The organism is Streptomyces pseudovenezuelae (assembly GCF_001513955.1).
In the GTDB taxonomy this organism is placed as follows: Bacteria; Actinomycetota; Actinomycetes; order Streptomycetales; family Streptomycetaceae; genus Streptomyces; species Streptomyces pseudovenezuelae.
This window is the reverse complement of sequence record NZ_KQ948150.1, coordinates 700,457-726,119: the sequence shown is the minus strand read 5'-3', so window position 1 is coordinate 726,119 and position 25,663 is coordinate 700,457. Positions and strand designations below refer to the sequence as shown.

Annotated in this window: 19 protein-coding genes; 9 read left to right on the top strand and 10 right to left on the bottom strand. The window is 70.0% G+C overall.

The features are described 5' to 3' along the window. Positions 1-56: 56 nt before the first annotated feature. Together AQI94_RS31180 and AQI94_RS31175 are read left to right on the top strand one after the other, a co-directional pair. Positions 57-776, top strand: coding sequence for an SDR family NAD(P)-dependent oxidoreductase (locus AQI94_RS31180; protein ID WP_158806148.1), 720 nt, complete (start codon positions 57-59; stop codon positions 774-776). Between the two features lie 204 nt (positions 777-980). Next, on the top strand, positions 981-1,682 hold the full coding sequence (locus AQI94_RS31175) for a hypothetical protein (RefSeq protein WP_031037584.1): 702 nt from the start codon (positions 981-983) through the stop codon (positions 1,680-1,682). 117 nt (positions 1,683-1,799) lie between these two features. Here the strand turns inward: AQI94_RS31175 and AQI94_RS31170 are convergent, their stop codons facing one another. The 4 genes from AQI94_RS31170 to AQI94_RS31155 form a co-directional block, all read right to left on the bottom strand. Continuing rightward, positions 1,800-2,384, bottom strand: coding sequence for a YrhB domain-containing protein (locus tag AQI94_RS31170; protein WP_031037587.1), 585 nt, complete (start codon positions 2,382-2,384; stop codon positions 1,800-1,802). A 229-nt stretch (positions 2,385-2,613) separates the two neighbouring features. Next, positions 2,614-4,392, bottom strand: a complete 1,779-nt coding sequence (locus AQI94_RS31165; protein WP_031037590.1) for a cation:proton antiporter — start codon at positions 4,390-4,392, stop codon at positions 2,614-2,616. A 121-nt stretch (positions 4,393-4,513) separates the two neighbouring features. Then, positions 4,514-5,434 carry an aldose 1-epimerase family protein gene (locus AQI94_RS31160; protein ID WP_031037592.1) on the bottom strand — a complete coding sequence of 307 codons (921 nt, stop codon included), beginning with the start codon at positions 5,432-5,434 and terminating at the stop codon, positions 4,514-4,516. A 228-nt stretch (positions 5,435-5,662) separates the two neighbouring features. Next, positions 5,663-6,616: a DUF389 domain-containing protein gene (locus AQI94_RS31155; RefSeq protein WP_031037595.1), complete on the bottom strand. Its 954-nt coding sequence runs from the start codon at positions 6,614-6,616 to the stop codon at positions 5,663-5,665. 359 nt (positions 6,617-6,975) lie between these two features. Here AQI94_RS31155 and AQI94_RS31150 point away from each other — a divergent pair, with 359 nt between their 5' ends. From AQI94_RS31150 to AQI94_RS31135, 4 genes are all read left to right on the top strand, one after another. Further along, a complete protein-coding gene (locus AQI94_RS31150) occupies positions 6,976-8,796 on the top strand; it encodes a glycoside hydrolase family 15 protein (RefSeq protein WP_031037597.1) in 1,821 nt (606 codons plus the stop codon). A gap of 3 nt (positions 8,797-8,799) precedes the next feature. Continuing rightward, positions 8,800-9,744, top strand: a complete 945-nt coding sequence (locus tag AQI94_RS31145; RefSeq protein ID WP_199814279.1) for a cyclase family protein — start codon at positions 8,800-8,802, stop codon at positions 9,742-9,744. Beyond that, on the top strand, positions 9,741-10,259 hold the full coding sequence (locus tag AQI94_RS31140) for a gluconokinase (protein ID WP_037941072.1): 519 nt from the start codon (positions 9,741-9,743) through the stop codon (positions 10,257-10,259). Before AQI94_RS31145 ends, AQI94_RS31140 begins: the two co-directional genes overlap by 4 nt. Before the next feature lie 105 nt (positions 10,260-10,364). Next, positions 10,365-11,945, top strand: coding sequence for a GMC oxidoreductase (locus AQI94_RS31135; RefSeq protein WP_031037605.1), 1,581 nt, complete (start codon positions 10,365-10,367; stop codon positions 11,943-11,945). Positions 11,946-11,979: 34 nt separating this feature from the next. Here AQI94_RS31135 and AQI94_RS31130 read toward each other — a convergent pair whose 3' ends face one another. The 6 genes from AQI94_RS31130 to AQI94_RS31105 all read right to left on the bottom strand — a co-directional run bounded on the left by AQI94_RS31130 (position 11,980) and on the right by AQI94_RS31105 (position 19,465). Continuing rightward, positions 11,980-13,020, bottom strand: coding sequence for a cytochrome d ubiquinol oxidase subunit II (locus AQI94_RS31130; protein ID WP_031037609.1), 1,041 nt, complete (start codon positions 13,018-13,020; stop codon positions 11,980-11,982). Next, the gene (locus tag AQI94_RS31125) at positions 13,020-14,477 is read right to left on the bottom strand and encodes a cytochrome ubiquinol oxidase subunit I (RefSeq protein WP_031037612.1); all 1,458 of its coding nucleotides are present in this window, start codon (positions 14,475-14,477) and stop codon (positions 13,020-13,022) included. Before AQI94_RS31125 ends, AQI94_RS31130 begins: the two co-directional genes overlap by 1 nt. Positions 14,478-14,531: 54 nt before the next feature. Continuing rightward, positions 14,532-15,851, bottom strand: a complete 1,320-nt coding sequence (locus AQI94_RS31120) for an NAD(P)/FAD-dependent oxidoreductase (RefSeq protein ID WP_031037616.1) — start codon at positions 15,849-15,851, stop codon at positions 14,532-14,534. A 6-nt stretch (positions 15,852-15,857) separates the two neighbouring features. After that, positions 15,858-16,697 carry an SDR family oxidoreductase gene (locus tag AQI94_RS31115; protein WP_031037619.1) on the bottom strand — a complete coding sequence of 280 codons (840 nt, stop codon included), beginning with the start codon at positions 16,695-16,697 and terminating at the stop codon, positions 15,858-15,860. Positions 16,698-17,296: 599 nt separating this feature from the next. After that, a complete protein-coding gene (locus AQI94_RS31110) occupies positions 17,297-18,835 on the bottom strand; it encodes an FG-GAP-like repeat-containing protein (RefSeq protein ID WP_031037622.1) in 1,539 nt (512 codons plus the stop codon). Positions 18,836-18,919: 84 nt separating this feature from the next. Further along, positions 18,920-19,465 carry a hypothetical protein gene (locus tag AQI94_RS31105; RefSeq protein WP_167364529.1) on the bottom strand — a complete coding sequence of 182 codons (546 nt, stop codon included), beginning with the start codon at positions 19,463-19,465 and terminating at the stop codon, positions 18,920-18,922. Between the two features lie 532 nt (positions 19,466-19,997). Between AQI94_RS31105 and AQI94_RS46280 the strand changes: the two genes are divergently transcribed. The 3 genes from AQI94_RS46280 (at position 19,998) to AQI94_RS31090 (ending at position 25,599) form a co-directional block, all read left to right on the top strand. Then, entirely contained in the window at positions 19,998-23,366 is a 3,369-nt protein-coding gene (locus AQI94_RS46280; protein ID WP_079062572.1) for an ALF repeat-containing protein, read from the top strand. A gap of 86 nt (positions 23,367-23,452) precedes the next feature. Further along, positions 23,453-24,841 (top strand): NucA/NucB deoxyribonuclease domain-containing protein, encoded by a 1,389-nt coding sequence (locus AQI94_RS31095; RefSeq protein ID WP_051833015.1) that lies wholly within the window; start codon positions 23,453-23,455, stop codon positions 24,839-24,841. Between the two features lie 116 nt (positions 24,842-24,957). After that, positions 24,958-25,599, top strand: a complete 642-nt coding sequence (locus AQI94_RS31090; RefSeq protein ID WP_037945348.1) for a DUF6461 domain-containing protein — start codon at positions 24,958-24,960, stop codon at positions 25,597-25,599. Positions 25,600-25,663 lie beyond the last annotated feature (64 nt).

Below are 25,663 nucleotides of genomic sequence, written 5' to 3'. Positions count from 1 at the left end.
ACGGATGTGCTAATGTGTTTCGTACCAATCGGTATGCTATACAGAGGGGTGGCATCGTGTCACAGACCGTACTCATCACTGGAGGAACCTCAGGTATCGGCTTGAGCCTCGCGCAATCCTTCGTGGAGCTCGGGGCCTCTGTCGTCGTCTGCGGACGTTCGCAGGCCGCGCTGGACCGATTCGCACAGACACACCCGCAAGCGCTGGCCGTGCGGGCCGATGTGACGGACGCAGCCGATCGAGCGGCGTTGCTGCAGGCGGTCGCTGATCGCTTCGGACGTCTGGACGTGTTGGTCAACAACGCCGGTACGTTCGAGGAACGAGACTATGCAGCCGGTGAGAACCCCAACGCGACTCTCGATGACGAGGTGGCGTTGAACCTCACCGCCCCCATCCACTTGACGGGTGAAGTGCTTGAGCGATGGCCATCGCCCGACGCGGTCGTATTCATCACCTCGGGGTTCGCTTTGGTCTCGCCCACTCGCGCGCCCACCCACGGCGCGGTGAAGGCCGGCCTGCACGGCTTTGCAGATGGCTTGCGCCGTCAACTCGCCCCGCAGGGCACGCATGTTCTCGAGGTCCTCCCCCCGTCTACGGACACGCCCATGAACGCCGAAGCCACGGGGAAGAAACTGACTCCCGGACAGGTGGCGACGGTCACGATGAAGGCTCTTCGCCGGGGGCGGAACATGGCATTCCCCGGTCAGACGAAAGTCATGCCGGCCATGCTGCGCATCGCCCCGGGCACGCTACGACGCGTCGTCGCTGAGCTCTGAGCTCCATGAAAGCCCTCCGCTCCAGGACGTCAACTTCGTTGGGACCGCGTCCACATGCCCCCCCTGTCCGCCGACATGGCCCCTGTCCGCCGACATGGCCCCTGTCCGCCGACATGGCTTGTTCCATGAGGGAACCGCGCCCCTGGGCGGGCTCGTGTCCGAGTAGGGATGGAAGGGAAACCGGGCGAGGTGCGTGGGAGGATCATGCAGATCATCGAGGTGACCGGGTATGCCGTCCGATCTGCTGTGATCACCATGAGGCGGACAGGGAAGCCACTCGAATTCGTGATCTTCCCCATGCTTCACGTGGCTTCGCCGACGTTCTACTCCCAAGTCCGCCTCAGGCTCAGGGAATGCGACCTCATAGTCATGGAGGGAATCCGAGGGGATGCGGTCGGAGTGAGTGCCCTCACGCTCGCCTACCGATTCACCGCACGGCGTCGGCGCAACGGCCTGCAGGAACAGCGCGATGAGCTGCTGCTTCCCGAGTCCGTGCCGGTCATAAACCCGGATGTGACCGCGGCGGAGGCGATCGCGGACCTGAAGACACTGCCGCGATGGACGTACCTGCTGCTCATGATGGCAGCTCCCGTGCTGGGCCTGGTGTTCGCGCTGCGCGGCCCGCGCGCCTTCCTCGATGAGGACCTGGCAGTCGACGATCTGCCGTCGACGCTGCGGGCGGAGTTGCTGGCCGACAATCCTGTGGAGCACGCGATGACCGGTCAGCGCGACAGACGGTTGCTCGACGCGCTCGGCGAGATCCACGCAGCGCGCGCCGACGAGCCGATCCGGGTGGCCATCGTCTACGGAGCCGGCCACGTCCCGGCGATCGTGTCGGGGCTGATGGATCACTACGGGTACCGGGCTCGTGAAGCGGAATGGCTGACCGTCCTTGTCCCGGCGTAGATCGCCGGGAGAAACCGGTTCTGGGCCGGGCCCTGTCAGGAAATCAACGGCGCGAGTCCGTAGTCCCGTCGGACAATCGACACCGATTCTCCGAGAAGAAAGGGATGATCCACCCAATCATTCGTGTGGTCGTTGAGCGGCTCGGACCGCCGTGCCGCTCGTGACAGTCTCCACCCCGAGTACGGGGTTGAAGGGCTCCACGAGTTCCTTGGTGGCAACAGCCATGAGGCGGGCGGGCGCGTCACACTCCAGCAACGCGCTCACATACTCAATGGCCTCCGCCGGCGAGAACATCGACAGCCTCTGGCGTAGTGTCCGCGCAGCATGCATCCGTCCGTACGCGGCGGCGACTGTGCGGAGCCCGTCGTGCAGGTCGTCTATCGCGGTGCGTACCGGCAGCCCGCGTATCCGGGCGCGGTAGTCGGTCTCCCACTCCCCTGTGTGCGCGGCGAGGACGCCGATCCGATGCAGTCCCCCGTCGACACGGTCGACGAGGTACGGCCCACTGCCGACCAGCATTTCCTCGCACCTCCGGGTCCGTACGAAGTTCTCGGACTGCCAGTGGACGATCCACACCAGCTCATGCTCTTCGACACTGACCACCGCCATCTGCACTGCTTCCGCGCTGACGGCCCGCCACTGCTGATAGTCGAGCTCCAGCTGTTCTTCGACGGCCTGCACGGCGGCATCTCGCTCGATCACTCGTGCAGCATTCCGTGGCGGCGCGGTTTCGACCACTGAATTTGCGAGCGGTCAGGACCATGCAGGGGAAAATTCATCTGCGTCTCGCGCCCGTTCCCTGCGGGTGGTCGGGGCACCACTGAGTGAGGCGCATGGACGGACGCCGGCGGGACGGGCCGGGTGGACCGCGGTCCCAGGTACGGCCCGCCGGGAACGGCGAGGTTCGGGTGGCCGAAGCCGACAGCCCGGTCTACTCCGCCGGACCGTCGGCCCCCCGCCCACCCGGGCCCAGCAGGACGGCCGTGTCCCCGGGCCGGGGCGACGGCGCGCTTCCCCCCGTCACCGGGTCCAGGCGGCCGTCCCTCCGCACGAGGAAGAGCAGGTCGCTGCCGGGCCGCAGGGCGTTGTCGGCGGGCTGCCCCAGAACGGCTGCCCCCTCCTGGTACCTGCGGGAGAACGTCGGCCAGGTCAGATCCGGGCCGAACAGGACCTCGCCGCCGATGAACGGGGCCACCGCGCCCTGGCTGTCGGCCGGTGCGCTGAGGCGGTGGACCGTGCCCTCCACGCTGCCTCGCAGAATCACCGCCGCCAGTGCGTTGAAGTCGTCCTCGGCGGTGAGGAAGTACACCGCCGTGACGCCTTCCAGTTCGGCGGCCCCACCCGTGGCGGCGCCCAGCAGTTCACCGGGCGCGAGTTCGATCCCGGCCCGCCGGATGCGTTCGCGCTGTTCCTCCTCCCCCGCCCACATCAGTACTTCCAGCCCTGCTGCCTTCAGTGCCACGCCCAGGTCGACCACCCAGGGGTCGCCACCGACCAGCAGGGGCCGTGAGCGGGACGGGCGCACCACACCCAGACGTCGGGCGACGGGCGAGGCGGTGAGGCCGTAGAGCGTCACGGTCGCGGTGATGACCACGAACGTGGCCGGAAGGATCTTCGACGCGCCTCCGATCCCCTTGGCCACCAGCCCGGCCGAGAACGTCGAAGCCGTGGCGGCCGCGACGATGCCGCGCGGCGCCATCCAGCCGATGAAACCCCGCTCGCCGCGTGTCAGGTCGGTGCCGAGGGTGGACACTGCCGCGACCAGCGGCCGGACGACCAGCACCAGAAGGGCGGCGAGCCCGAGCGCGGGCAGCACCACATGGCGCAGCGAGTGCGGTGTGACGGTGGCCGAGATCGAGATGAACAGCAGGCCGAGGATCAGGCTGACAAGGGTCTCGAAGAAAGGCCGACGGGCGGGTACGTCCATGCCGGAGAGGTTGGCGACGGCCAGACCCATCATCACGGCGGCGATGAGTCCCGTGTCCTCGCGCAGGACATCGCACATCGCCGCCACACCGATCACCGCGGCGAGCTGGGCAGTGGTGCCGAGGACCTCGCCGATGCGCAGCACCCGGAACAGCACCCACAGCAGACCTGCCCCGACCGCTCCTCCGGCGGCGCCGATTCCCATGCTGATCAGGAACTGTGTCGTCCCACTGCCGAGATGGCGCCCCGAAGTCGAGACGACCGCGTGGAAGACCAGTGCTCCCAGGACGCCACCGACCGGGTCGATGAGGGAGCCCTCCCAGACCAGGACGCGCTGGAGCCGGTCCTTGGGTCGTACGAAGCTGAGCAGCGGTCCGACCACGGTCGGCCCCGAGACCACGAGGATCGCACCGATCATGACGGCCGCCCGCCAGGACATGCCCAGCAGCGGTGCGGCCAGGAGCGCGCCGAGCAGCCCGGTGATCAGGACACCGATCCAGATCAGCCGGACCACGACACGGCGGGTGTGTCCCTTCAGCCTCGCCAGGTCCAGACCGAGGCCGGCGTCGTAGAGGATCACGGCGACGGCCAGCGACACCAGCGGGGAGAAGGCCGCCCCCAGCAGCCGCTCGGGGTCGACGTCGTCGATCAGCGCGCCGGCGGCGAAGCCGACCGGAAGCAGGACGATGAGGGCGGGGATGCGCAGGCGGCCGGCCAGGATCTGCGACCCGACGGCCAGGACCACGATCAGGCCCACGCCGACGAGTACCTGGTTCGTCGTCACGAGCGGTCCTTTCGACGGGTGGTGGCGGGACGGATCGGTGCTCCTGCCCGTCGGCTGCGCGGCCGGGCGGGTCGGACCATGGCCGAGGGCCGCCCGAATGCCGGGAACCGTGGCGGTGACGTCATCCTTCCCACGGCGTGATTCCCCAGCGGACGGTGTGCTGCTCGCCGGGGCCGAGCCCGACGAGCCCGGTGCCGCTGCGGAAGGCGTCCGGCGGGCAGGTCATCGGCTCGATGGCGACCGCGCGACGGCGCTCCCCCAGCGGCAGGGTGTCGCCGGTGTAGAGCTGTACGTAGTCGGCACCCTCACCGAGCCACACGTCCGTACCGAACGCACCCGACGGGTGGGCCAGGCGCACCACCGCGCGACCGTCCGCGTCCCGGTCGAGGTCACCGAACGGGGTGTCCAGGTGGAGCGCACCGACAGTCCGGGGCGTTCGTAGGTCGTACTCGGTCCCGTCCACCGACTCGGCGGCGACCGGCAAGCCGCGCTCATCGGTGCGCAGCCATGTCCGCGCGGGGACGGTCAGCACCGCATGGTCGACGACTGCGGTGCCCGCGGTGAGGTAGGGGTGCTGGCCGAAGCCGTAGGGTGCGGGGCTCACGTCCAGATTGCGCGCGGTGACGGTGACGTGGAGTCCGCTCTCGCCGAGCGCGTACTCGGCGCGGACGTGGAGGTGGAAGGGGTAGCCCGGCTGCGGCCACAACGGAACCTCCAGGACGGCGCGGCTGTCGCTCGCCTCCACGACCCGCCACGCGACCCATCGGAGCAGCCCGTGGATGGCGTTGCCGCCGGTCGCCTCGCTGAGCGGCAGCTGCAGCTCCTGCCCGTCCCAGCGGTACCGGCCGTCGCGGATCCGGTTGGGCCACGGCACCAGGATCTGGCCGCGCCCGCCGGTGATCCGGTCCTGTTCGGCGAATCCGTCGATCACGGTGCGCGCACCGACCGTGTACGACCGAAGGGCCGCGCCCAGCTCGACAATGACGGCACGATGCGTGCCGTGTCGGAGGGTCAGTTGCCTTCCGGTGCGGCTGCCTCGCATGTATGGCCTCCTCAAGCCTCCCGTCCGGTCCCCTGGGCGCCGGACGCGGTGGTGGCCCGCGGCGCCGGACCCCTCATCGGGAGCCTGTGGCGCCGCCCAGGCCCGGTCAAGCGCAACACGTTCCTGCGGGCGGAATCGACGGGCAGGTTCGCCTGCCGGGGTCACCGGTCAGGAAGGCGGCGGTCGGCCCACGGGCGCTCGTGGTGTCTCCGACCCGGGTCGGCGGCGTCACCCGCGGCCCATGCGCCCGCTGCGACGCCCGATCCGCCGCCAGACTGCCCGTTGGAATCTGATCATCAGCACGCCCACCAGGATCAACAGCACGATGTTGAGCAGGAGTTGGATCAGGGATCCGCGTGCCTCGCTCCAGCTGGAGAACGCGCAGGAGACACCGATGTCCGCGGCGGCCGGGATGGTGGTGACCGAGATGAAGACACCGAGCAGCGCGCTCGTCCTGGCCTGGGTCAGGGACATGATCCCGACGATGCCGGCCAGCACCGCGACGACGACGGAGAAGGCGTCGGGGGCGTCGATCAGCGTGGAGACCGGCCTGATGCCCAGCTCGAACGCCCTGGGCTGAAGGTCGAGCCCCCGGACCGCCCACGAGAAGAGGAAGGTCACCAGGACGGCCAGCAGGAAGCCCGCGGTCAGGGCGAACAGCCCCTGCCGGACCCTGGCGCCGTGGCCGCGGTCGAGGCCGAGCGCGACGCTGGTGATGGCGCCGTACTCCGGTCCCACGACCATCGCCGCGACGATCAGGATCTGGGAGTTGGTGATGATGCCCACCGCCCCGATGACGCCTGCGATGACGAGGTAGATGTAGAAGCTCGGCAGGTAGGTGCCCTCGGCGCGGATGCGCGCCTCGACCTCCTCCCAGACCGGCGCGTGCGCGAGCGCTCCGAGCTGCCGCTCCTCGGCCTCGGCCGCGGTGCCGGAGAAGGCCATCTCGACCGGCTCGATGACGATGGATCCGCGGCGGTCGAGTTCCAGCTCGCGCAGACCGCGCAGTACGGCGTTGGCCGCGCCCGCCAGGATGTCGCACTCGATCGCGTCGCCGTCGGGGTTGTGCGCCAGTTCGGCGAGGACGACCAGGTTGAAGACATAGCGGTCGTCGGTCAGCAGCCCGATCGCCCGGGGGGTGAGATCAGGGGGGCTCACCAGCCGGACGTGGATCATCTCCATGCGCAACCTCCATCGCTCGGCCGACGGACCCACCGAGGCGCCACCGTGCCCGAGCGCCGGGCTCCCCCGCCCGTGATCGACCGGCTCCGGCCAGTAACGCCCGACGGGTCGAAGTCGGCAAGCCGGGTGCGGCGCGCGGTCCCGGGGCCCACGGCCACTTCGGCCGCCCTGCCGGGGCCCGCGGCCGCCTCGGGGTTGCGACAGGTCGCCGTTGGGCCGAAAGGGTGCCGGTGCCGGCCGGCGGACCGTCGTGACCGGCCGCCCCGGGGTGAGCGGTGGCTGTCCGCCTCCGACGCGCAGGGGTCACCCGAGTGGCCGATAGTGGAATCAGGGGGATCTTCCCGGACCTCGGAGCAGCCATGGACCGCTACCCTCCCATCGCCGACCACGGCCTGGTGGGCGACCTGCAGACCGCCGCGCTCGTCTCGTCGCAGGGTGTCGTGGACTGGTTCGCCGCCCCCCGGTTCGACTCGCCCAGCATCTTCGCCGCCCTGCTCGACCATGACCGCGGCGGGTACATGCGGCTGGCCCCCGAGCACCCGGACGCGACCTGCAAGCAGCTCTACTACCCCGAGACGGCCATTCTGGTGACCCGGTTCATGTCACCGGACGGCGTGGGCGAAGTGGTCGACTTCATGCCTCCGGACCGCACCCGCACCGCCACCGACCGGCACACCCTGATACGCGTCATCCGCGCCGTGCGGGGAACCGTCGACTTCACGCTCGAATGCCGGCCGCGCTTCGACTACGGCCGGGCCGAGCACCGGCTGGAACTCGACGGGAACACCGGCCTGTTCCGGTCCCCCGGGCTGGACGCGCACCTGCAGGCCTCCTTCCCTCTGGAACGGGACGGCCAGGACGTCCGCGGCAGGGTGACGCTGAAGGCCGGCGAGTCGGGCGGCGCCGTGTTCACCGTCTGCGCTTCCGGCGGCGAGGCACCCGCACCCCTCACGGTCGACGGGTTCACGGCACAGCTCGATGAGACCGGCCTCTTCTGGCAGAACTGGTTGCGTCAGTCCCGCTATCGCGGCCGCTGGCCCGAGCTGGTGCACCGTTCGGTCATCACCCTCAAGCTCCTCACCTACGCCCCCACCGGCGCCCTCGTCGCGGCGGCCACCATGGGCCTGCCCGAGCAGGTCGGCGGGGAGCGCAACTGGGACTACCGGTTCACCTGGGTACGCGACGGCGCGCTGTCCGTGCGGGCCATGCTGGACCTCGGCTTCGTCGAGGAGGCCACGGACTTCGTCCACTGGCTCGTCGGCAGGCTGCAGGAGCGCGAGGGCAAGGAGGAAGAGCCGCTCCAGACGATGTACCGGATCGACGGCAACGCCGACCTTCCGGAGGAGACACTCGAACACTTCGAGGGATACCGCGGCTCCTCCCCTGTCCGCATCGGCAACGGTGCCGCCGACCAGCTCCAGTTGGACATCTACGGTGAGGCCCTCTACGCCGTGTCGCAGGGTCGCGAGATCGCGCAGCAGAACACCTACCGGGGTTGGAAGACGATGGCCAGACTGCTGGACTGGCTCGCCGACCACTGGGACCGGCCGGACGAGGGCATCTGGGAGACCCGTGGGGGCCGCCAGGACTTCACGTACAGCCGCGTGATGTGCTGGGTCGCCTTCGACCACGGGCTGAGCCTGGCCGAGGACTTCCGCAGGCCCGCCGATGTGGTGAAGTGGCGCGCCGCCAGGGACGCCATCTTCGAACAGGTCATGGAACGCGGCTGGAGCGAGCGGGAGGACGCCTTCATCCAGCACTACGGCGGCGACGTCCTGGACGCCTCCCTGCTGCTCATGCCGAGGGTCCAGTTCATCGCCCCCAGGGACCCGGCCTGGCTCTCCACGCTCGACGCGATGGACCGCAAGCTCGTCTCCGACAGTCTCGTCTACCGGTACGACCCGGCGGCCTCGCCGGACGGGCTGCGCGGCTCGGAGGGCACCTTCAGCCTGTGCACCTTCCTCTACGTCGACGCGCTGGCCCGGGCGGGGCGGCTGTCCCAGGCCCGCTACACCTTCGAGAAGATGCAGACCTACGCCAACCACGTCGGGCTCTTCGCCGAGGAGGTCGGTCCGACCGGGGAGCAACTGGGCAACTTCCCGCAGGCGTTCACCCATCTGTCGCTCATCATGGCGGCCACCACCCTCGACCAGGCGCTCGACGCGGAGAACGGGCGCTGACCCATGGTCACGCATGCCCGTCCGGCACAACCGCCACGGCTGACCGAGGACGAGTTCGGCGTGCTGTACCGGCGCCTGCGCTCCCGCTCCGCCTGGGCCGCGGGTGACCGGGGCGCGCTGGCCGTGCTCACTCCTGCCGTGGTGCTGGCCGCGGCGGGCGAGGTGCGGACCGGCCGGACGGTCACGCTCGCCGCGCCGGTGGACACGCTGCCCGGCCCGGACAATCCGGAGCCCGCGAAGCACCGGATGAGGGGGCGCCCGGAGGAAGAGCCCTCCAGCGGGCTCCACTTCGCGATGGACAGCTTCTCGATGAACGTGCACGGGGACGCCGACAGCCACCTCGACGCCCTCTGCCACGTGATCTACGAGGGCACGCTGCACGGCGGCGTGCCCAGGAGCAGCGTCACGGCGGACGGGGCGACAGCACTGTCCGTCGAGGAGGTGCGGGACGGGATCGTCGGACGTGGTGTGCTGTTGGACATCCCGCGACTGCGCGGTGTGCCGTGGCTCGAACCGGGTGGTCATGTCAGTGCCGACGACCTCGCCGCCGCGGAGACCGCCCAGAACCTCCGCGTCGGGCAGGGCGACCTCCTCTTCGTCCGGGTCGGCCACCGCCGGCGCCGCGCCGAACTCGGGCCGTGGCACGCGGCACGTGAGCGGGCCGGGCTCCACCCGTCGGCGCTGGAGTTCCTCGCCGACCGGAAGGTCTGCGTGCTGGGCGGCGACGGGAACAACGACACGGCCCCGAGTTCCACCGAGGGCGTCGACTTCCCCGTGCACGTCCTGGCGGTCCACGCCATGGGCCTTCACCTGCTGGACTACCTGCAGTTCGAGGATCTGGCGCCGGTCTGCGAGGCGGAGGCCCGCTGGTCCTTCCTCTGCGTGGTCGCCCCGCTGAGACTTCCGGCCGCCACCGGCTCGCCGGTCAACCCGATCGCCGTGCTGTGAGCCCGGTGTCCACGGTCGTGGTGGTCATGGGCGTCTCGGGATCGGGCAAGTCCACCGTGGGACAGCTGCTCGCGCAGCGGCTGGATGTGCCGTTCCTGGAGGCGGACGACCTCCACCCGGCCGCGAACCGCGCCAAGATGGCCGCGGGTCACCCGCTCGACGACGAGGACCGCCGGCCGTGGCTGCTGTCCATCGCCGAATGGATCCGGGAGGCGACCGACACCGGCCGGGGCGGGGTGGTGGCGTGCTCGGCCCTCAAGCACGAGTACCGGGATCTGTTCCGCAGGGCGGGCGCGGGCACGTGGTTCCTGTATCTGGCGCTCGACCCCGCGACCGCCGGCCGACGGGTCGCGGGGCGCGCGGACCATTTCATGCCCGCCCGGTTGGTGGACTCCCAGTACGCCGCCCTCGAACCGCTGCGGCCCGACGAACCCGGCCTGACCGTCGACGTGGCAGTGGACACCCCGCGGACCATCGTCGACCGGGCGGTACGCGCCGCCCCGACCACGAGGTGACTCAATACACCCATTCCATCCATGTCTGTTCGGAACGACATACCCGGAAGGCCCCCCGACGGCCGCAACGCCAGAACAGCCGACGACTCCTAGAACGGGACCCTCATGACCGACGATCTGCACTACGACGTCATCATCATCGGTACCGGAGCGGGTGGCGGCACACTCGCCCACCGACTGGCCCCCACCGGCAAACGGGTCCTGATCCTGGAGCGCGGCGGCTATCTGCCACGTGAGCGGGACAACTGGGACTCCACAGCCGTCTTCGTCAAGGGCAAGTACCGCGCCCCCGAGTTCTGGTACGACAAGCACGGCAAGGAGTTCCCCCCGGAGGTGAACTACTACGTCGGGGGCAACACCAAGTTCTACGGCGCCGCGCTCTTCCGGCTGCGGCCCGAGGACTTCGGCGAGCTGCGCCACCACGACGGCGTCTCCCCGGCCTGGCCCATCCGCTACGAGGACCTGGAGCCGTACTACACCCAGGCCGAACACCTCTACCTGGTGCACGGCCGGCACGGCGAGGACCCCACCGGAGGGCCGACCAGCGCGCAGTACGCCTACCCGCCGGTCGAGCACGAGGCGCGCATCCAGCAGCTCAGCGACGATCTGGGGAAGGCCGGCCTGCACCCGTTCCACCTGCCCATCGGTGTGAATCTCACCCAGGACGAGCACGGCCGGGCCACCCACGACAGCGTCTGCATCCGCTGCGACCGGGTCGACGGCTTCCCCTGTCTGATGGGCGCCAAGTCCGACGCGCAGGTGATCTGCGTCGACCCGGCACTCAAGTACGACAACGTCACGATGGTGACCGACGCGAACGTGCGGCGCCTGGAGACCGACCCGACCGGACGCACCGTCACCCGGGTCGTCGCCGAGTTGGGCAACGGAGTGACCGAGACGTTCGGCGCCGACATCGTGGTGGTCGCCGCCGGCGCGGTCAACTCCGCCGTTCTGCTCCTGCGTTCGGCCAACGACAAGCACCCCGGCGGCCTGGCCAACAGCTCGGACGTGGTGGGACGCCACTACATGCGCCACAACAACCTGGCGCTGATGGCGGTCTCGAAGGAACCGAACCCCACCAGATTCCAGAAGACCCTGGCGATGAACGACTGGTATCTCGGCGCGGACGACTGGGAGTACCCGCTCGGCGGCATCCAGATGCTCGGCAAGTCGGACGCCGACCAGATCCACGGCGAGGCACCGCGCTGGGCCGGCGCCGTCATGCCCGACATGCCCTTCGAGGTCCTGGCGCACCACGCCGTCGACTTCTGGCTGTGCGGGGAGGACCTCCCCCTGCCCGAGAGCCGGGTCACCCTCGACAAGGACGACGGCATCCACCTCGCGCTCGACGAGAAGAACAACATCGCCGGGCTCAAGCGCCTCCAGCACAAGCTGCGCGGCATGCTCGGGCATCTGGGCATGCACGAGCACCACCTGCTGGACCACAGCATCTACCTGCACAAGGGCATGCCCATCGGCGCCACCGCGCATCAGGCCGGCACCGTGCGGTTCGGCGACGACCCGCGCAGTTCGGCCCTCGACGTCAACTGCAAGGCCCACGACCTCGACAACCTGTACGTCGTGGACACCAGCTTCTTCCCCAGCATCGGAGCGGTGAACCCGTCCCTGACCGCCATCGCCAACGCCCTGCGCGTCGGCGATCACATCGCCGCCCGGCTGAACTGACGGGGCCCGTCACTGTGTGAACCGGCTGAGATCGCTACAGGTTGTCACCCGTTGCTCTGACGGCCCCGGTGTCGCTGTCGGTGAGCTCCTCCAGCTCGCCCATCGTGTCGAGCCGGTAGAGCACGACCAGCGCCGGACCGACCAGGACGATCGCGATGGCGGTGACGATCACCAGCCAGCGCAGGGTGTGAGCGGCGCCGGCCGCTTCGGCCACCGTCAGCGAGGTGGGCAGCACGTAGGGCCGCTGCGCGCAGCCCCAGGCGCCGACCGTCAGGGCGACACTCGCCACCGAGGTGTAGCGGGTCCAGCCGTGGGACCGGCGCAGCAGAAGCAGTACCGTCGCCAGTCCGCAGACCGCGGCCAGGATGATCAGCAGCAGCCCCAGGCCCTCGGTGAGGCCGTCCCAGACGTACCGGGCGTCGTCGTGGGTGACGGGCAGGGCGATCAGCGCGAGGACGACCACCGCGCCGAAGGCGATCAGCGCCCGGACGCGGAAGTAGTCGACGAGATCGTGCGCGCCGAACCGCAGGGCGTCGGAGCAGAGGAAGACCGCCCCGAGGAACGCGGTGGCGGCGATGGCCAGCAGGCCCACGAGGACGGAGGTTGCATTGGCCCAGGCGTCCGTGGAGGCGGTCGTGCCGACCTTGACCCGCCCGGAGGCGATGCCGCCCAGTACCGCCCCGAGGAAGAACGGCGTCACCAGTGACGAGATGGCGAACATCGCCCCGTAGATCCGCCGTTGGGCCAGGCGGCGGGTCGGCTTGCGCAGGGCGAACCCGGCGCCGCGGAGCACCAGGCCGACGGCGGCGAGGGCCAGCGGCAGCCACATCGCGGAGAAGACGGCCTGGAACATCGTCGGGAAGCCGGTCCACATGATGACCAGGACGAAGATCAGCCAGACGTTGTTGGCCTCCCAGACCGGTGCCATGGCGTGGTCGATGAGCCAGCGGGGCCGCTTGCCGCGATCCGCGCCCCCGGCCAGCAGGTCCCAGAAGCCCGCGCCGTAGTCGGTGCCTCCGGCGCAGGCGTAGGCGGCGATGGCGAGCACCAGGACCCATGCGATGAATTCGGCCATCAGGACGCACCGCCAGAGGTGTGGCCGGACGCTGCGGGTTCGGTCTCGCTTCGGGGACCGTACGGGGTGTCGGCCTCAGGCAGTCCGGCGCTCGCGGCGCCCGAACCCTCGTCGGCGATGCGCCATCGGGTGCGCATCTTCAGGACGACCGCGAGGAACGCGCCGAAGACGGCCACGTACACGACGATGACGATGCCGAGCATCGCCCACAGCGATCCGGCGGCGGTGTCCGTCACCGCGTCGGACACCCGCATGTGCTGGTAGACGATCCAGGGCTGGCGGCCGACCTCCGTGGTGATCCACCCGCACTCCACGGTGACCAGGCAGGCGACGCCCGCGATGGCGGCGCAGCGGTAGAACCAGCGGCCGCGGGGGTTGTCCCGGTGTCGCCACCAGGACCAGGCGTACCAGAGGGCGAGGAGGATGAGCAGGCTGCCGATGGTGACCATGATGTCGAAGGCCCAGTGGGCGATGGTGGCCTGGACGGCGGTGGGGCGGTCGGCGGCCGGCACCGATGTCAGTCCCGTCACCTGGGTGCTGGGCTTGAAGCCGGCGAGGATCGAGTCCAGTTGGGGAATCCTGAGTCCGCCGGAGATCGTTCCGTCGCTGTTCAGCCGTCCGAACATGTACTCGGGTACGTGGGTGTCGGTCTTCCAGACGATCTCCGTGGCGGCGAACTTGATGGGCTGTTTGTGGAAGACGGCACGGGCAGCGGAGTCCCCGAGCATGAACTGGACCGGAGTGAGGATCGCGGCGACCGTGAACGGCACGGTGAATCCGAGCCGGTGGTAACGGTCGCGGCGCCCGCGCAGCCAGCCCACCGCGTACACACCGGCGACCACGTACCCGGCGGTCAGGAGCATGGCGACGACGAAATGCCAGTACTCCGGGCCGAACATCGGGGTGAAGATCGCCTGCCGGACATCGACGTCGACGGGATTGCCCTGGGCGTCCAGGCGGAACCCCTGCGGTGTGTTCATCCAGGAGTTGGCCGCGATGATGCCGAAGGCTCCCATCAGGGCGGCCAGCGGCAGCGGTACGGCGAGCCAGAAGTGGGTCCAGGGTTTGAGCCGGCGCCAGCCGTAGAGGTAGATCGCGATGAGGACGGCCTCCAGGAAGAACGCCCATGCCTCGACGCCGAACCCGAGACCGAAGACGTCTCCCCAGCGGCCCATCATGCCGGGCCACAGCAGACCGAACTCGAAGGACAGCACGGTGCCGGTGATGATGCCGATGGCGAACTGGACCGCCATCACCGCCGACCAGCGCCGCGCGAGCTTGAGAGCGACGGCGTCGTTGCGACGCAGCCCCCGGTGGTGCATCAGCAGGGTGATGAACGGCAGTGCCACACCGAAGGGGACCAGCAGGATGTGTGAGGCCAGGGTGAAGGCCATCAGCTCACGGGCCGGCAGGAGTTGGTCCGGCGTGCTCGCGAGAAGGACCGCTGTGCTGAACATGTGCGCCTCGGAGGTCTGCCCCGCAAGAGCAGCTGGGGCTGGGGAGGGACAGGACTATTGAGGGGGTGGCCCGGCGGCCGGAGCGTCGTTGTCGGTCAGGGTGAAGGCGCGTTCACGGCGCGAGCCGGTGGCGAAGACGACGGACCAGCTGAGCACCGCTCCCAGCCTGTTGCGGAAGCCGGTGAGGAAGGCCAGGTGGATGAAGAGCCACGCGAGCCAGCCCGTGAATCCCGAGAGATGCATCGGGCCGGCCTTGACCACGGCCCGGCCGCGGGCGATGTAGGCGGCGCTGCCCAGATCCACGTACTTGAAGGGCTTCGGCTTCTTCGCCCTGCCTTCGACCTGATGGCGCAGCGCTCGGCCCGCGTAGGCGCCGGACTGCATGGCGACCTCGGCCAGACCCGGCAGATGGTTCAGGCTCATAACGTCGCCCGTGACCCGGATCTCCGGATGACCGGGGACGGTGAGGTCGGGCTCGACCAGGATGCGTCCGGCCCGGTCCTGTTCGGCGCCGGTCGCACGGGCCAAGGCGGCCGCGATGGGCGGCGCCTCGACACCCGCCGTCCACAGCACGGTGCGGGCGCCGAACCGGGTCGTCCCGCCCTGGTGGTCCCGGACCGTCAGGCCGTGTGCGTCGATGTCGGTGACCCTCGTGCCCAGGTGGAGCTCGACACCGAGGTGCCGCAGGGTCCGGGCCGCACGGTGAGCCAGCGGAGGGCCGAACGCACCCAGCACCGCGTCGGACCCCTCGAAGAGCAGCACCCGGGCGTGGGCGGACTCGATCTTCTGGAACTCCCGGTCGAGGGTGTGGCCGGCGATCTCCCGAATCTGTCCGGCGAGCTCGACGCCGGTCGGCCCGCCGCCGACCAGCGCGAAGGTGAGCCACTGCTGCCGTTCCCGGTCGTTCGCCGCCGTCTCGGCCATCTCGAACGCCCGGTAGATCCGTCGGCGGATGTCCAGCGCGTCGTCCAGGGTCTTCATACCGGGAGCGTGCGCGGCGAACTCGTCGTGCCCGAAGTAGGACTGACGCATACCCACAGCGACGATCAGATCGTCGTACGGCAACTGGACGATTCCGCCCCCGGGCCGCTGGGCGCGCACCGTCCGGGCGCCGGCATCCACGTCGGTGGCCTCGGCGAGCACGCACCTGACGTTGTGGTGGCGCCGCAGGACCCCGCGCAGCGGCTGCGCGATCTGCCCCTCGGACAGGATCCCGGAGGCGCACTGATACAGCAGCGGCTGGAAGAGGTGGTGGGCACGGCGGTCGACCAGGGTCACGGCCACCGGTGACTTCCGCAGGGCGCGGGCGGCGAACAGCCCGGCGAACCCGCCGCCGAGGATGACCACCCGGCGGGGCGTGACATGGTCCTGCATGCCGGATCAGCCCCCGGTGGCGAAGCCGGGGAAGAGCGTCATTCCGCCGTCGACGTAGAGGGTGGTGCCGACGACGTAGTCGAGCAGGTCGGACGCCATGGCGACGACCGCGTTGGCGATGTCGTCCGGGTCGCCCACGCGGTGGTACGGGATCAGCCGCAGGAGGTCGGCCTCGGCCTCGGGGGTGGACCACGCGTCGCGGTTGATCGGGGTGCGGATGGCACCCGGCGCGATCGCGTTGACCCGGATCCGCTTCGGGGCGAGCTCCTGGGCCAGGGTCTGCATCAGCATGCCCACGCCGCCCTTGGAGGAGGCGTAGTTGACGTGGCCCGACCACGGGATGATCTGATGGACCGAGCTCATGCAGATGATCTTCCCGGCCGAACGGGAGACCTCCTCCACCACACCGCGCCGCATGAACTCCTTGGCGGCCTCCCGCGCGCACAGGAACTGGCCGGTCAGGTTGACGTCGATGACCTTCTGCCACTGGGCGAGCGTCATCTCCGTCACGGCCGAGTCCCGCTGGAGGCCCGCGTTGGCCACCATGATGTCGATGGTGCCGAACTCCTCGACCATCCGCGCGACCATGGCGGCCACCTGGTCCTCGTCGGAGACGTCGGCCTCATGGGCGTAGGCACGGACCCCGAAGCTCTCGATCTCCTTCACGACCAGCTCCGCGTCCTGCGCGCCGACGACGTAGTTCACCACGACGTCCGCCCCGGCCCGGCCCAGGGCAACGGCGGTCGCCCGGCCGATGCCCGAGTTGGCGCCGGTCACCAACGCCTTCTGCCCCTTGAGGAGCGGCGCGGACACGACCCCGCGGTTCGTCTTGGCGTTTTCTGCCACCACGATCTCTCCTTCAGCGTTTCGGACACCTTTGGCACCCGGCCCCCAGACGCAGACACCCTGCGCCTCGGGTGAGAGGGACCCAGCGGCAGGGACACCGACCCGTCACCGACGACGTCGATGGCCACACGGCAGTTGATGCCTCACACCCTTGTTCGGGCGGCTCCATCTCAACCGGCGGTGTGTCGCCGCGCAACAAATGCCGAGCCATCCGTGTGCGGTGGACCGTGCAATGACGGCGCCCTGCGGGCGGCCACACGCATCGAGCGCACCTGCCGCACAGCGCCACCCGAATGGACCGGAAGGCGGTGTCCAGGTGCACGGCACAGACAGTCACACGGTGCCGCTACCAGGCCGCGAAGGGTGCGAAAGCTCGGTCGAAGGCGTACATGATCGGTGATCCGGCGGAAGCGTACGAGGTGTTCGGCGACGTCGGTCGCCGCGAAATGGCGCGGCCCGGCCCACCGGCGCCGAACTTTTCCCGCGGACGGCTCGGCAGGACGGCGGGCCATTCGCCGGTCACCGCCGGGCCCGGTGACGACCGCGGGGCCACGACGAGGCGGTCCGCGCCTGTGTCGTGGCCCCGGGCTTCAACCGGTTCAGAGGATGCGGTACGGCCCCCAGCCGGTGCCGGCCTGATGGCGCGTGCCGAGGGTCTCCATGCCGGACTTGCCGGTGCCGGGGTAGACCCACAGCGTGTTGTCGGACGCCTGACGGGACAGCACGTCGGTGAGCCCGTCCCCGTTGTAGTCGCCGGTGCGCAGGGCGTCCTGGGTCTGCCAGCTCCTGCCGACCTGGTAGCGGGTGCCGAAGGCGCCGCTCACCCTTCCGGTCCCGGGGTAGACCCACAGCGTGCCGTCCGAGGCCTGACGGGACAACACGTCGGGGCGTCCGTCGTTGTTGAGGTCTCCGGTGGTGACGAAGTCCATGCTCTTCCAGCCGGTGCCGACCTGGTAGCGGGTGCCGAGGGTCTCCATGCCGGGCTTCCCCGTGCCGGGGTAGACCCACAGCGTGCCGTCGGACGCCTGACGGGTCAGCACGTCGGTGAGCCCGTCGGTGTTGAAGTCGCCGGTGCGGGTGATGTCCTGGGTCTGCCAGCTCCTGCCGACCTGGTAGCGGGTGGCGAAGGCCTCCATGCCGGGCTTCCCGGTGCCGGGGTAGACCCACAGCGTGCCGTCCGAGGCCTGACGGGACAGGAGGTCACCGAGGCCGTCGTTGTTGAGGTCCCCGACGGTGACGGCGTTCTGGCTCTGCCAACCGGTACCGGCCTGGAAGCGGGTGCCGAAGGTGCTGCCGCTGGCCTTTCCGGTGCCGGGGTAGACCCACAGGATGCCGTCGTCCTTGATGGCCACCAGGTCGGCCTTGCCGTCGCCGGTGACGTCGTCCGGGTTGCGGGAGAGGGCGTGGGCAACCCAGGCGCCGATGTCGTCGACGCGGGTGTCTACGGCCCCGGTACGGGTCTCGGCCGGGTCGATGCCAAGGCATCCACCCTGCCAGGAACGGGAGTTGACGCCGACGAGCTCAGGGGTGCCGTCGACGGTGCGCAGGGCGGGACCGCCGGCGTCGCCCTGGCAGACGGTCGCGGTGTCGGAGCCGTTGAGGTCCACCGTCGTCTCCGCGGTGGCGGCGACCGTGAACGTGGCGGTGTGGAGTTTGTCGGGTACCCATTCGGTCTTGGTGCGGCCGAATCCAGCCTTCACCAGCTCCTCCCCCGCGGCGGCGGGCGAGGTCGCCAGCCGGACGGGCGTGATGGCCGGATCGGTGATCCTGGCGGCGAGCTTGACGAGCACCAGGTCCCGGTCGGCGTGGGGAACGAGCCGGATGGCCGGCAGGACGCTGCCACCGGTCTGCGTCAGGTCGGTGCGGCCGACGGTGACAGTGGTGGCGACGGCGGGCCTGCCCTCGGCGGGCTTGCCGTCCGCGGCGAAGCAGGTGGCCGCGGTCAGGACCCACTGCGGGGCGATCAGGGTGCCGGTGCAGGCACTCTGTTCACCGACGTTGATCTTCGCGACGTAGTTCATCTGCGCCGGGGCGTCGCTTCCGGTGAGTGCGGTGGCGGTGGAGGCGCTCAGGCCGCCGGCGGTCGCGACCAGAGCGGCGGCCAGCGTGGCGAGACGGGTGCGTCTGGAGACATACATGAACGTGGATTCCTAGTCACGAGGGCCGCGCATCCGGTGGGCACCGGGCCGCGGAGCGGTGAGCGTGTCGGTGTCGACCTGCGGTTACTTGGAGGACCTGATCTCGACGAGCATGTGATCGCGGCCCTCGGTGTCCGCGGCCTCACCCACCGGCGTCCAGGAGTTCTTGAGGATGTCGAACGACTTCTCCTCGGTACCCACGGTCATGTCGACCGCGGTCGTGTAGTCGTTGCCCTTGATGGCGTAGACCGCGGGGATCTCCAGGGTCAGCCAGCCGGAGCTCCCCACCACCTTGAAGCAGATCTTGTCCGCCTTGTCGCGGGCCATGATCTCCAGGAGACCGGTCCCGGTCGCGCAGTCGGCCAGGGTGATGTGCCCGTCGCCGCGCTTGAGGAGGATCTTCTTCTCGGCCAGGATCTTGTCCGCCAGCGGGTAGTCGAAATTCTCCACCGCGTAACCGGGAGCACTGTCCACGACCAGTGCGGGAGAGCTGGTGTGCCGGGAGGCCTCGCCGGGGATGCCCGTGGCCGCCGTGATCCACGCCAGGGTGCCGACCGCAGCCGCACCCAGAACACGCAGCGCAACCCGCTTGCGCTGCGACTGCGCGGATATTCTGCCGTATTTCTTCATTGCATCCCCAAGTTCGTCGCTGACGGCCGGATGTGCGTCACCGGGCCCGAATTCGGGTGCACAGCATGCGATATCGACAGCGCTCCGCCGGGTATGCCCCAACTCCCTTGGAAAGCAGTCCCCTTACCTCTCGAAGCGAGAGGTCCCCCGTCTCGGTAATCATCATCCGCTTTGCCATACCAACACGAAGCGAGTTCAAGGTCGAGCGCATAGAACCGCACAGAAACAGACATTCTGCATTGACAATCGGTGATCTGCGTCACACCTCGTAAAGGTTGTACGGGACGTTGTGAAGGACCTGTAAATGCTCCCCGACGCACAGTCAGAAGTCCGCATTTCAACCGCCGTTGTAGAACAGGCGCGCACAACTGGTCCCTTTCCGCAGCCCGGTTGATATGGTCCGGCACGGCAAGAAGTGCCGCCTGCACGCCACTTCGCGGCCCATGACCTTTCATCCCACGGGCATGTCGGAAATGTGCTCACCCACGAGATCCGGCATGTCCCTTCAACAACTCACGGGGACACATCACTTATGCAGACCGTTTTCTGGAGTCGGCGCCGTGTGCTCGGCGCACTCGCCGCCACCACCGCCCTGGCCTCCGCACCCTCGGTGCTCCTCACCCCGGTCGCCGCCGCGGCGGAGGGCACAGCGCCCGACCCCGTCCCACTGCCGGACACCGAGCGAGCGAAAGTCGTCAAGGCCTGGATATCCGGCGGAAGAGGCGTCAAGGCCGCAGCAGCCGCAGCCCTGTCCGGCTCTGACAGCGAGATCCAGACCTTCCTGACCGAGACCCTGCCGATCCAGACCGTGCAGGACAACCGCGTCGCCATCGTCAGCAGCCTGGACCGCGCGGGCAAGGGCCTGCGCCGCGCGGCGGTCGCCGCCCTCGACAACGGTGACGCCGCCATCGCCGAGTTCCTGCGGGAGGGTTTCAAACCCGCCATCCTCGAGGACCTCCAGGTGGCCACCAGCATCGTGTCGGCCACCGGCGACAAGGCGGTCCAGCGAGACGCCACCGCCGCCCTGAACACCGGCGCCCAGCCGACCCTCATCACGTTCCTCACCGACACCCAGTACGACGCGCGCCTGGAGGACGCCCGGGTCCAGGTCTCCGCCATGCTCACGCAGGCCGGCCCCGAGGTGCAGAAGTACGCCGACCGTGCCCTCAGCGGCACCGCGTCCGACGTGGAGTGGTTCATCGAGACCGGGCAGCACATAGCCCGTGCCCGGGACCAGGAGTCGGCGACGATCGAGGAACTCGTCGCCGTCGTCGTACGGGAGGGCAAACGCGCCGAGCGTGAGACGAACCTCGCCGTCGAAGCCTCCGCGCGCGCCCAGACCGCCGCGGAGAAGGCGAAGGAGGCAGCGGAGAAGGCCGCCGCCGAGGCAGCCGCCGCCAAGGAGGACGTGCAGAAGTCCGGGGCGGCGGCCCGCAAGGCGGCTTCCGCCGCGAAGGGCGCGGCGGATGCCGCCCGCAACGCCATCAACGCCTCGAACGCCGCGGTGCAGGCGTCCCGGCGCGCCTCCTGGGCCGCCACCGGCGCCGCCCAGGCCGCAGCGAACGCCGGCAGCGCCGCGGCCCGCGCCTACAACGCCGCGATCGGTGCCTCCAAGGACGCCGGCAAGGCCGAAGCCGCCAAGAACGCGGCGGTCGCAGCCCGCAATGCCGCGGCCAAGGCGCGTACGGCGGCCAAGGCGGCCGATCAGGCCGCCGTCGCCGGAACCAAGGCCGCCGCCGCCGGTTCCGCGGCCGCCTCCGCCGCGCGCAACGCTGCCGCCGCCGCGAACGCCTCCGCCCAGGCCGGTGCCGCCGCCGGCGCCGCCCAGTCGGAGGCCGCGGAGGCCAAGCGCCAGGCCGCGATCGCCTCCGCAGCCGCGAACCGGGCCACCAACGCCGCCTCCACCGCCCAGGCCCTCGCCGCGACCGCGGCCACGGCCGCTCGCACCGCCCGGGACGCGGCCAACTCCGCGGCGGACCACGCCGACAAGGCAGCGGCCGCCGCCGAGGAAGCCGTACGGAACGCGGGCAAGGCCGTCGACTACGCCAACAAGTCCACCGCCCACGCGGCGGCTGCCGTACTGGCCGCCAACACCGCCACCAAGGCCGTCTCGGACGCCATCCTGGTGGAACAGAACGCGCGCAAGGCCGAGGCGGAAACCCTCGAACAGGACAAACTGCAGGCCATCGAGGAGGTCCGGCTGCTCGCCGAGATCGAGACGAAGGAGCTGACCACCTATCAGAACAAGGCGGCCCAGGCGCAGCAGACCGATCAGGCCACCAAGGATCTGATCGCCAAGGCCGAACAGGCGCTGGTGGCGAACGACATGGCGGCCGCGGCCGTCCACGGGCGCAAGGCGGCCATCGCCCTGCTCGACTCCAGAGGCGCATGGACCCGGCAGGCGGCCCAGTTCGCCCTGTCCGGCACGGACGACGACGTGTACGCCTGGATCGACCTCGACCGGGTCCTGGCCCAGGGGCAGGACGACCGGGAGACCACTCTCCACGTGGCCACGATCGCCGGACCGAAGATCGCCGAAGCGGCCCTGAACGCCCTGAAGAGCACCGAGTCCAAGGCGGTCGGCGACTTCCTCACCAGCGGCATGAAGAAGGCCTCCGACGAGGACAACCGGGTGGCGATCGGCCGCATCCTGAACTCGAACCCGGGCAGGGCCGTCACCGCCGCAGCGAACAAGGCCCTCAGCATCAACACCACCGAATCCCTGCAGAACTTCTTCGACCACGACTACCCCCAGGCGATCGCGGAGGACGACGCCGTCCTCACCGGCCAGCTCATGATCAGCGGGGGTGCCTTCACCCGGGCGTACGCCGAGGTGGCCATGGAGGGGCCCACCTGGATGCGCCGCAACTTCGTCTCCCTGGTGCAGTACCGGACGGCCCAGCTCGACCACGACACCGCCACCCACGTCGCCGCGGTCCGTGGCGCCATCGCGGCCGCGGCGAAGATCGCCCAGAAGGCGCAGGAGAACGCCGCCCTGGCGTCGAAGGCCGGCGCCGACGCCCGCAACGCGGCCGCCGAGGCCAAGGAGTGGGCGTCCAAGGCACTCGACTCCGCGGCCAAGGCCGACAGCTACGCTGACGAGGCCCGGCGGAACGCGGACGCCGCCGACAAGTCCGCGGCCGACGCCAGGGCGTCCGCGAACAGGGCGACCACGGCGGCGTCGACCGCCCGGCGTGCCGCCCGCTCCGCGAACTACTCGGCGAACAAGGCGATGGACTCCGCCCGCGCGGCCCTCAAGTCGTCGTACAGCGCCCAGGCTTCGGCCGCCGCCGCCCGCGCTTCCTCGATCGCGGCGGGCAAGGACGCGGCGACGGCCGCAGCCGCGGCCAGCCAGGCGAAGCAGATCGTGGCGGCAAAGCGCGCGGCCGAGGCCCAGGCGGCGGCCGAGGCCGCCGCCGAGAAGGCCCGCCGGGAGCGGGAGGCCAAGATCGATCCGGCCGACAAGGACACCAACGACCAGATCAACCCCAACGGCACCGGCGGGGACACCGACGAGTGGTGGAACGACGCCGGCTTCTACGCCGACGCGTTCAACGCCATCAGCGTCGGCGCCGGGTTCCTGGCCGCAGGGTGCGCCCTCGCCGCCTTCGTGTTCCCCCCGGCAGCCGCAGCGGCCGGCTTCTTCTCCGCCGTATCGATGGGCGCCGGCGCCCTCGGCACCCTGTTCACCGGCATCGAGCACGGCTTCTCCAGCGGCGAGTTCCTCGAATCCGCCGTCGGCACCGGCCTGAGCCTGGTCACCTTCGGCCAGTCCAAGTGGATCGGTGCCGCGGACAAGGCGGCCGGCGGCAAGCTCATCAAGCCCGTCGTCGGCAAGATCGCCGACGTCGGCGAGGACGTCGTGTCGGGGGCCACCAAGGTCCTGTCGTCCATCTTCTGAGCAACGGCACCGACGCACGCGCATCCGGCGGCCGGGCGACGGCCCGGCCGCCTCACCCCTTCCTTCACCTCCGGCAGAGAGAAGTCATGACCTCATCACGCATCAGATGGGTGCTGGTCGCTCCACTCCTCACCATGGCCCTCACCGCGACCGGCACCGCCGGCGCTGCCGAGGGCCGGACCGCACCGGCCCGTACGACCCTCACCGCCGCGGCGGACCCGACCGCGGACGGTGCTTCCACCGCTCCCGCCCCGGCCTTGCAGACCGCCGCCTTCGCCGCCCAGGACTCCTGCTCCCGCCTCCCCGCCGCGGCTCGCGCGACGGTGCCCGACGCCGTCACCGCATGCGTGAGGGTGGACGGCGGAACAGCCACGGCGCCCCGCACGAAGACCGGTGCGGCCGCCCCGGCAACCGCCGACCTCGCCGCCGACGACCCTGCGGGTGACGGTCTGGGCACGGAGTTCGAGCCGGACACCGACGACCCCGAGCCGCCACCGCCCTCGTGCGTGCTGACGAGTCCGGGAACCTGGACCTGGAGCCGCACCGGCGGACTGTGCCTGAACGGCGCCGAGGTCACGTACACCCTCTACGACGCGAACGGCAAGACCATCGGCACCGGCCTCATCCAGGTCAACTCCACACTCGCCACCTCCTACAAGTCCCTCGACCTCAACGAGACGATCACCGCCAAGCTGGTCCGGGTCACCGGCGATGTGAAGAGTCTCGTGGTGAAGGTGCAGGTGGCATGCGGTACCGGCTGCACGACGGTGACAAAGCAGCCGTGGTACGGCACCTCGGAACTGACACCCGGTCTGGAGAAGACCGGGAAGACCAAGTACAACGGCGGCGCATTCGCGGCGGACACCACCCGTTCCTCTTTCCGGACCAGCTACAAGATGTACGTGACGATGCCCGGTGCGACCCCGGTCGACCCCAGCGCGTCCTGGTCCAGCCCCGCGACCGGCGAGATCCGTTGCGACAAGGAGCAGCCCCGGCTGCGTGGTTGTGTCATACCGACCGACGAGATGCCGGTGCTGAGCTACTCAAGGGCCCATGAGAAGTACGGCATCGTCGTGCCCATCTACGAAGAGATCATGAGGCGACGGGGCACCGACGTCCTGCACGCGGTCAACCAGACCAAGGCGAACGCCAACCGCGCCGCGACCTGTACACCCTTCACGAACCTGTACCCGGGGGTGGCCGGCAAGGACAGCTGCGACGAGTTCCCGCCCGCCAGCACGGCGGAGGGCGGTCAGGACGGCACCCTGTGCGCCGAACTGACCCCCCAGGTGGTGAACGGCCTCTGGTCCGCCCCGGCGACCTGGCCCACCCGCCCGGCCTCGGGCAACGAGACCTGCCTGCGGCTCCACATCACCCAGCGCGCCAACAGCTCGGCGGGCGGAGTCCTCGGCTCCCTGCGCAAGTACCAGCGGCTCGTGGACGGTGACCCGTTCCGCATCGAGTTCACGGCATAGAGCCCGCATCCCCCCGCGACCGGGCCCGCTGCCCGGACCCGGCATGATGAAGCCGGCCCCGGCGTCCACGAAGGACGCCGGGGCCTCGGTGAAGGCTGTGAATGACGGAGGCAGACATGACTGCAGGCACGGACCCACGTTCGCTCACCTGGGCGACGGCCTGGATGTGCGTCACGTTCACCCGGGGGCTGAGCCCCGAGGAGGTCTTCGCCCGGTACGGAGCCGATCCCGGGCAGGCACGTCCGCTCGATGCGGACGAAGCCTCGGATCTTCTCTCGGACGACTCCGGTGACGAAGGGGTTTGCCTGCTGCGGTCCGGGAGGCTCGGCGGGTGGACCTTCTGCGTCGAGGAGGACGGTGCCGTCGGATCCTGGAGCGAAGCCCTCACGGAGCTGTCCCGCGGCACCGAGACGTACAGCGTGCTGACCACCGAAGGACTCGATGTGTTCCAGTACTGGCGCGACGGAGAGTGCGTCGAGAACTTCGAGCCGGGCATGGAGCACACTCGCCCCGAGCGGGCCGACTCCTGGTGGGACCGGGTGGAAGCGGCACTCGCCGCACACGAGGGTGAGGACACCGGCATCGCACCGGTGGTGGCCCTGATCCTCGACCACCTCGGCATCACCCTGGACGACGCCGCCCTGGCCGGGCCCTGGCCCAGTCTGACGCTGGCCGAGGACGACGCGCCGTCGGCCCCGCGGGGCGACACCTACGCGGGCGAGGGCCCGGTTCCGCCCCAACCGCCGTTCGCCGAATGAGCCTTGGCGGTGCGAGGACACGTCCCATGACCGGCAGCGCCGCCGCCCTCGCCGTAGGGCGAAG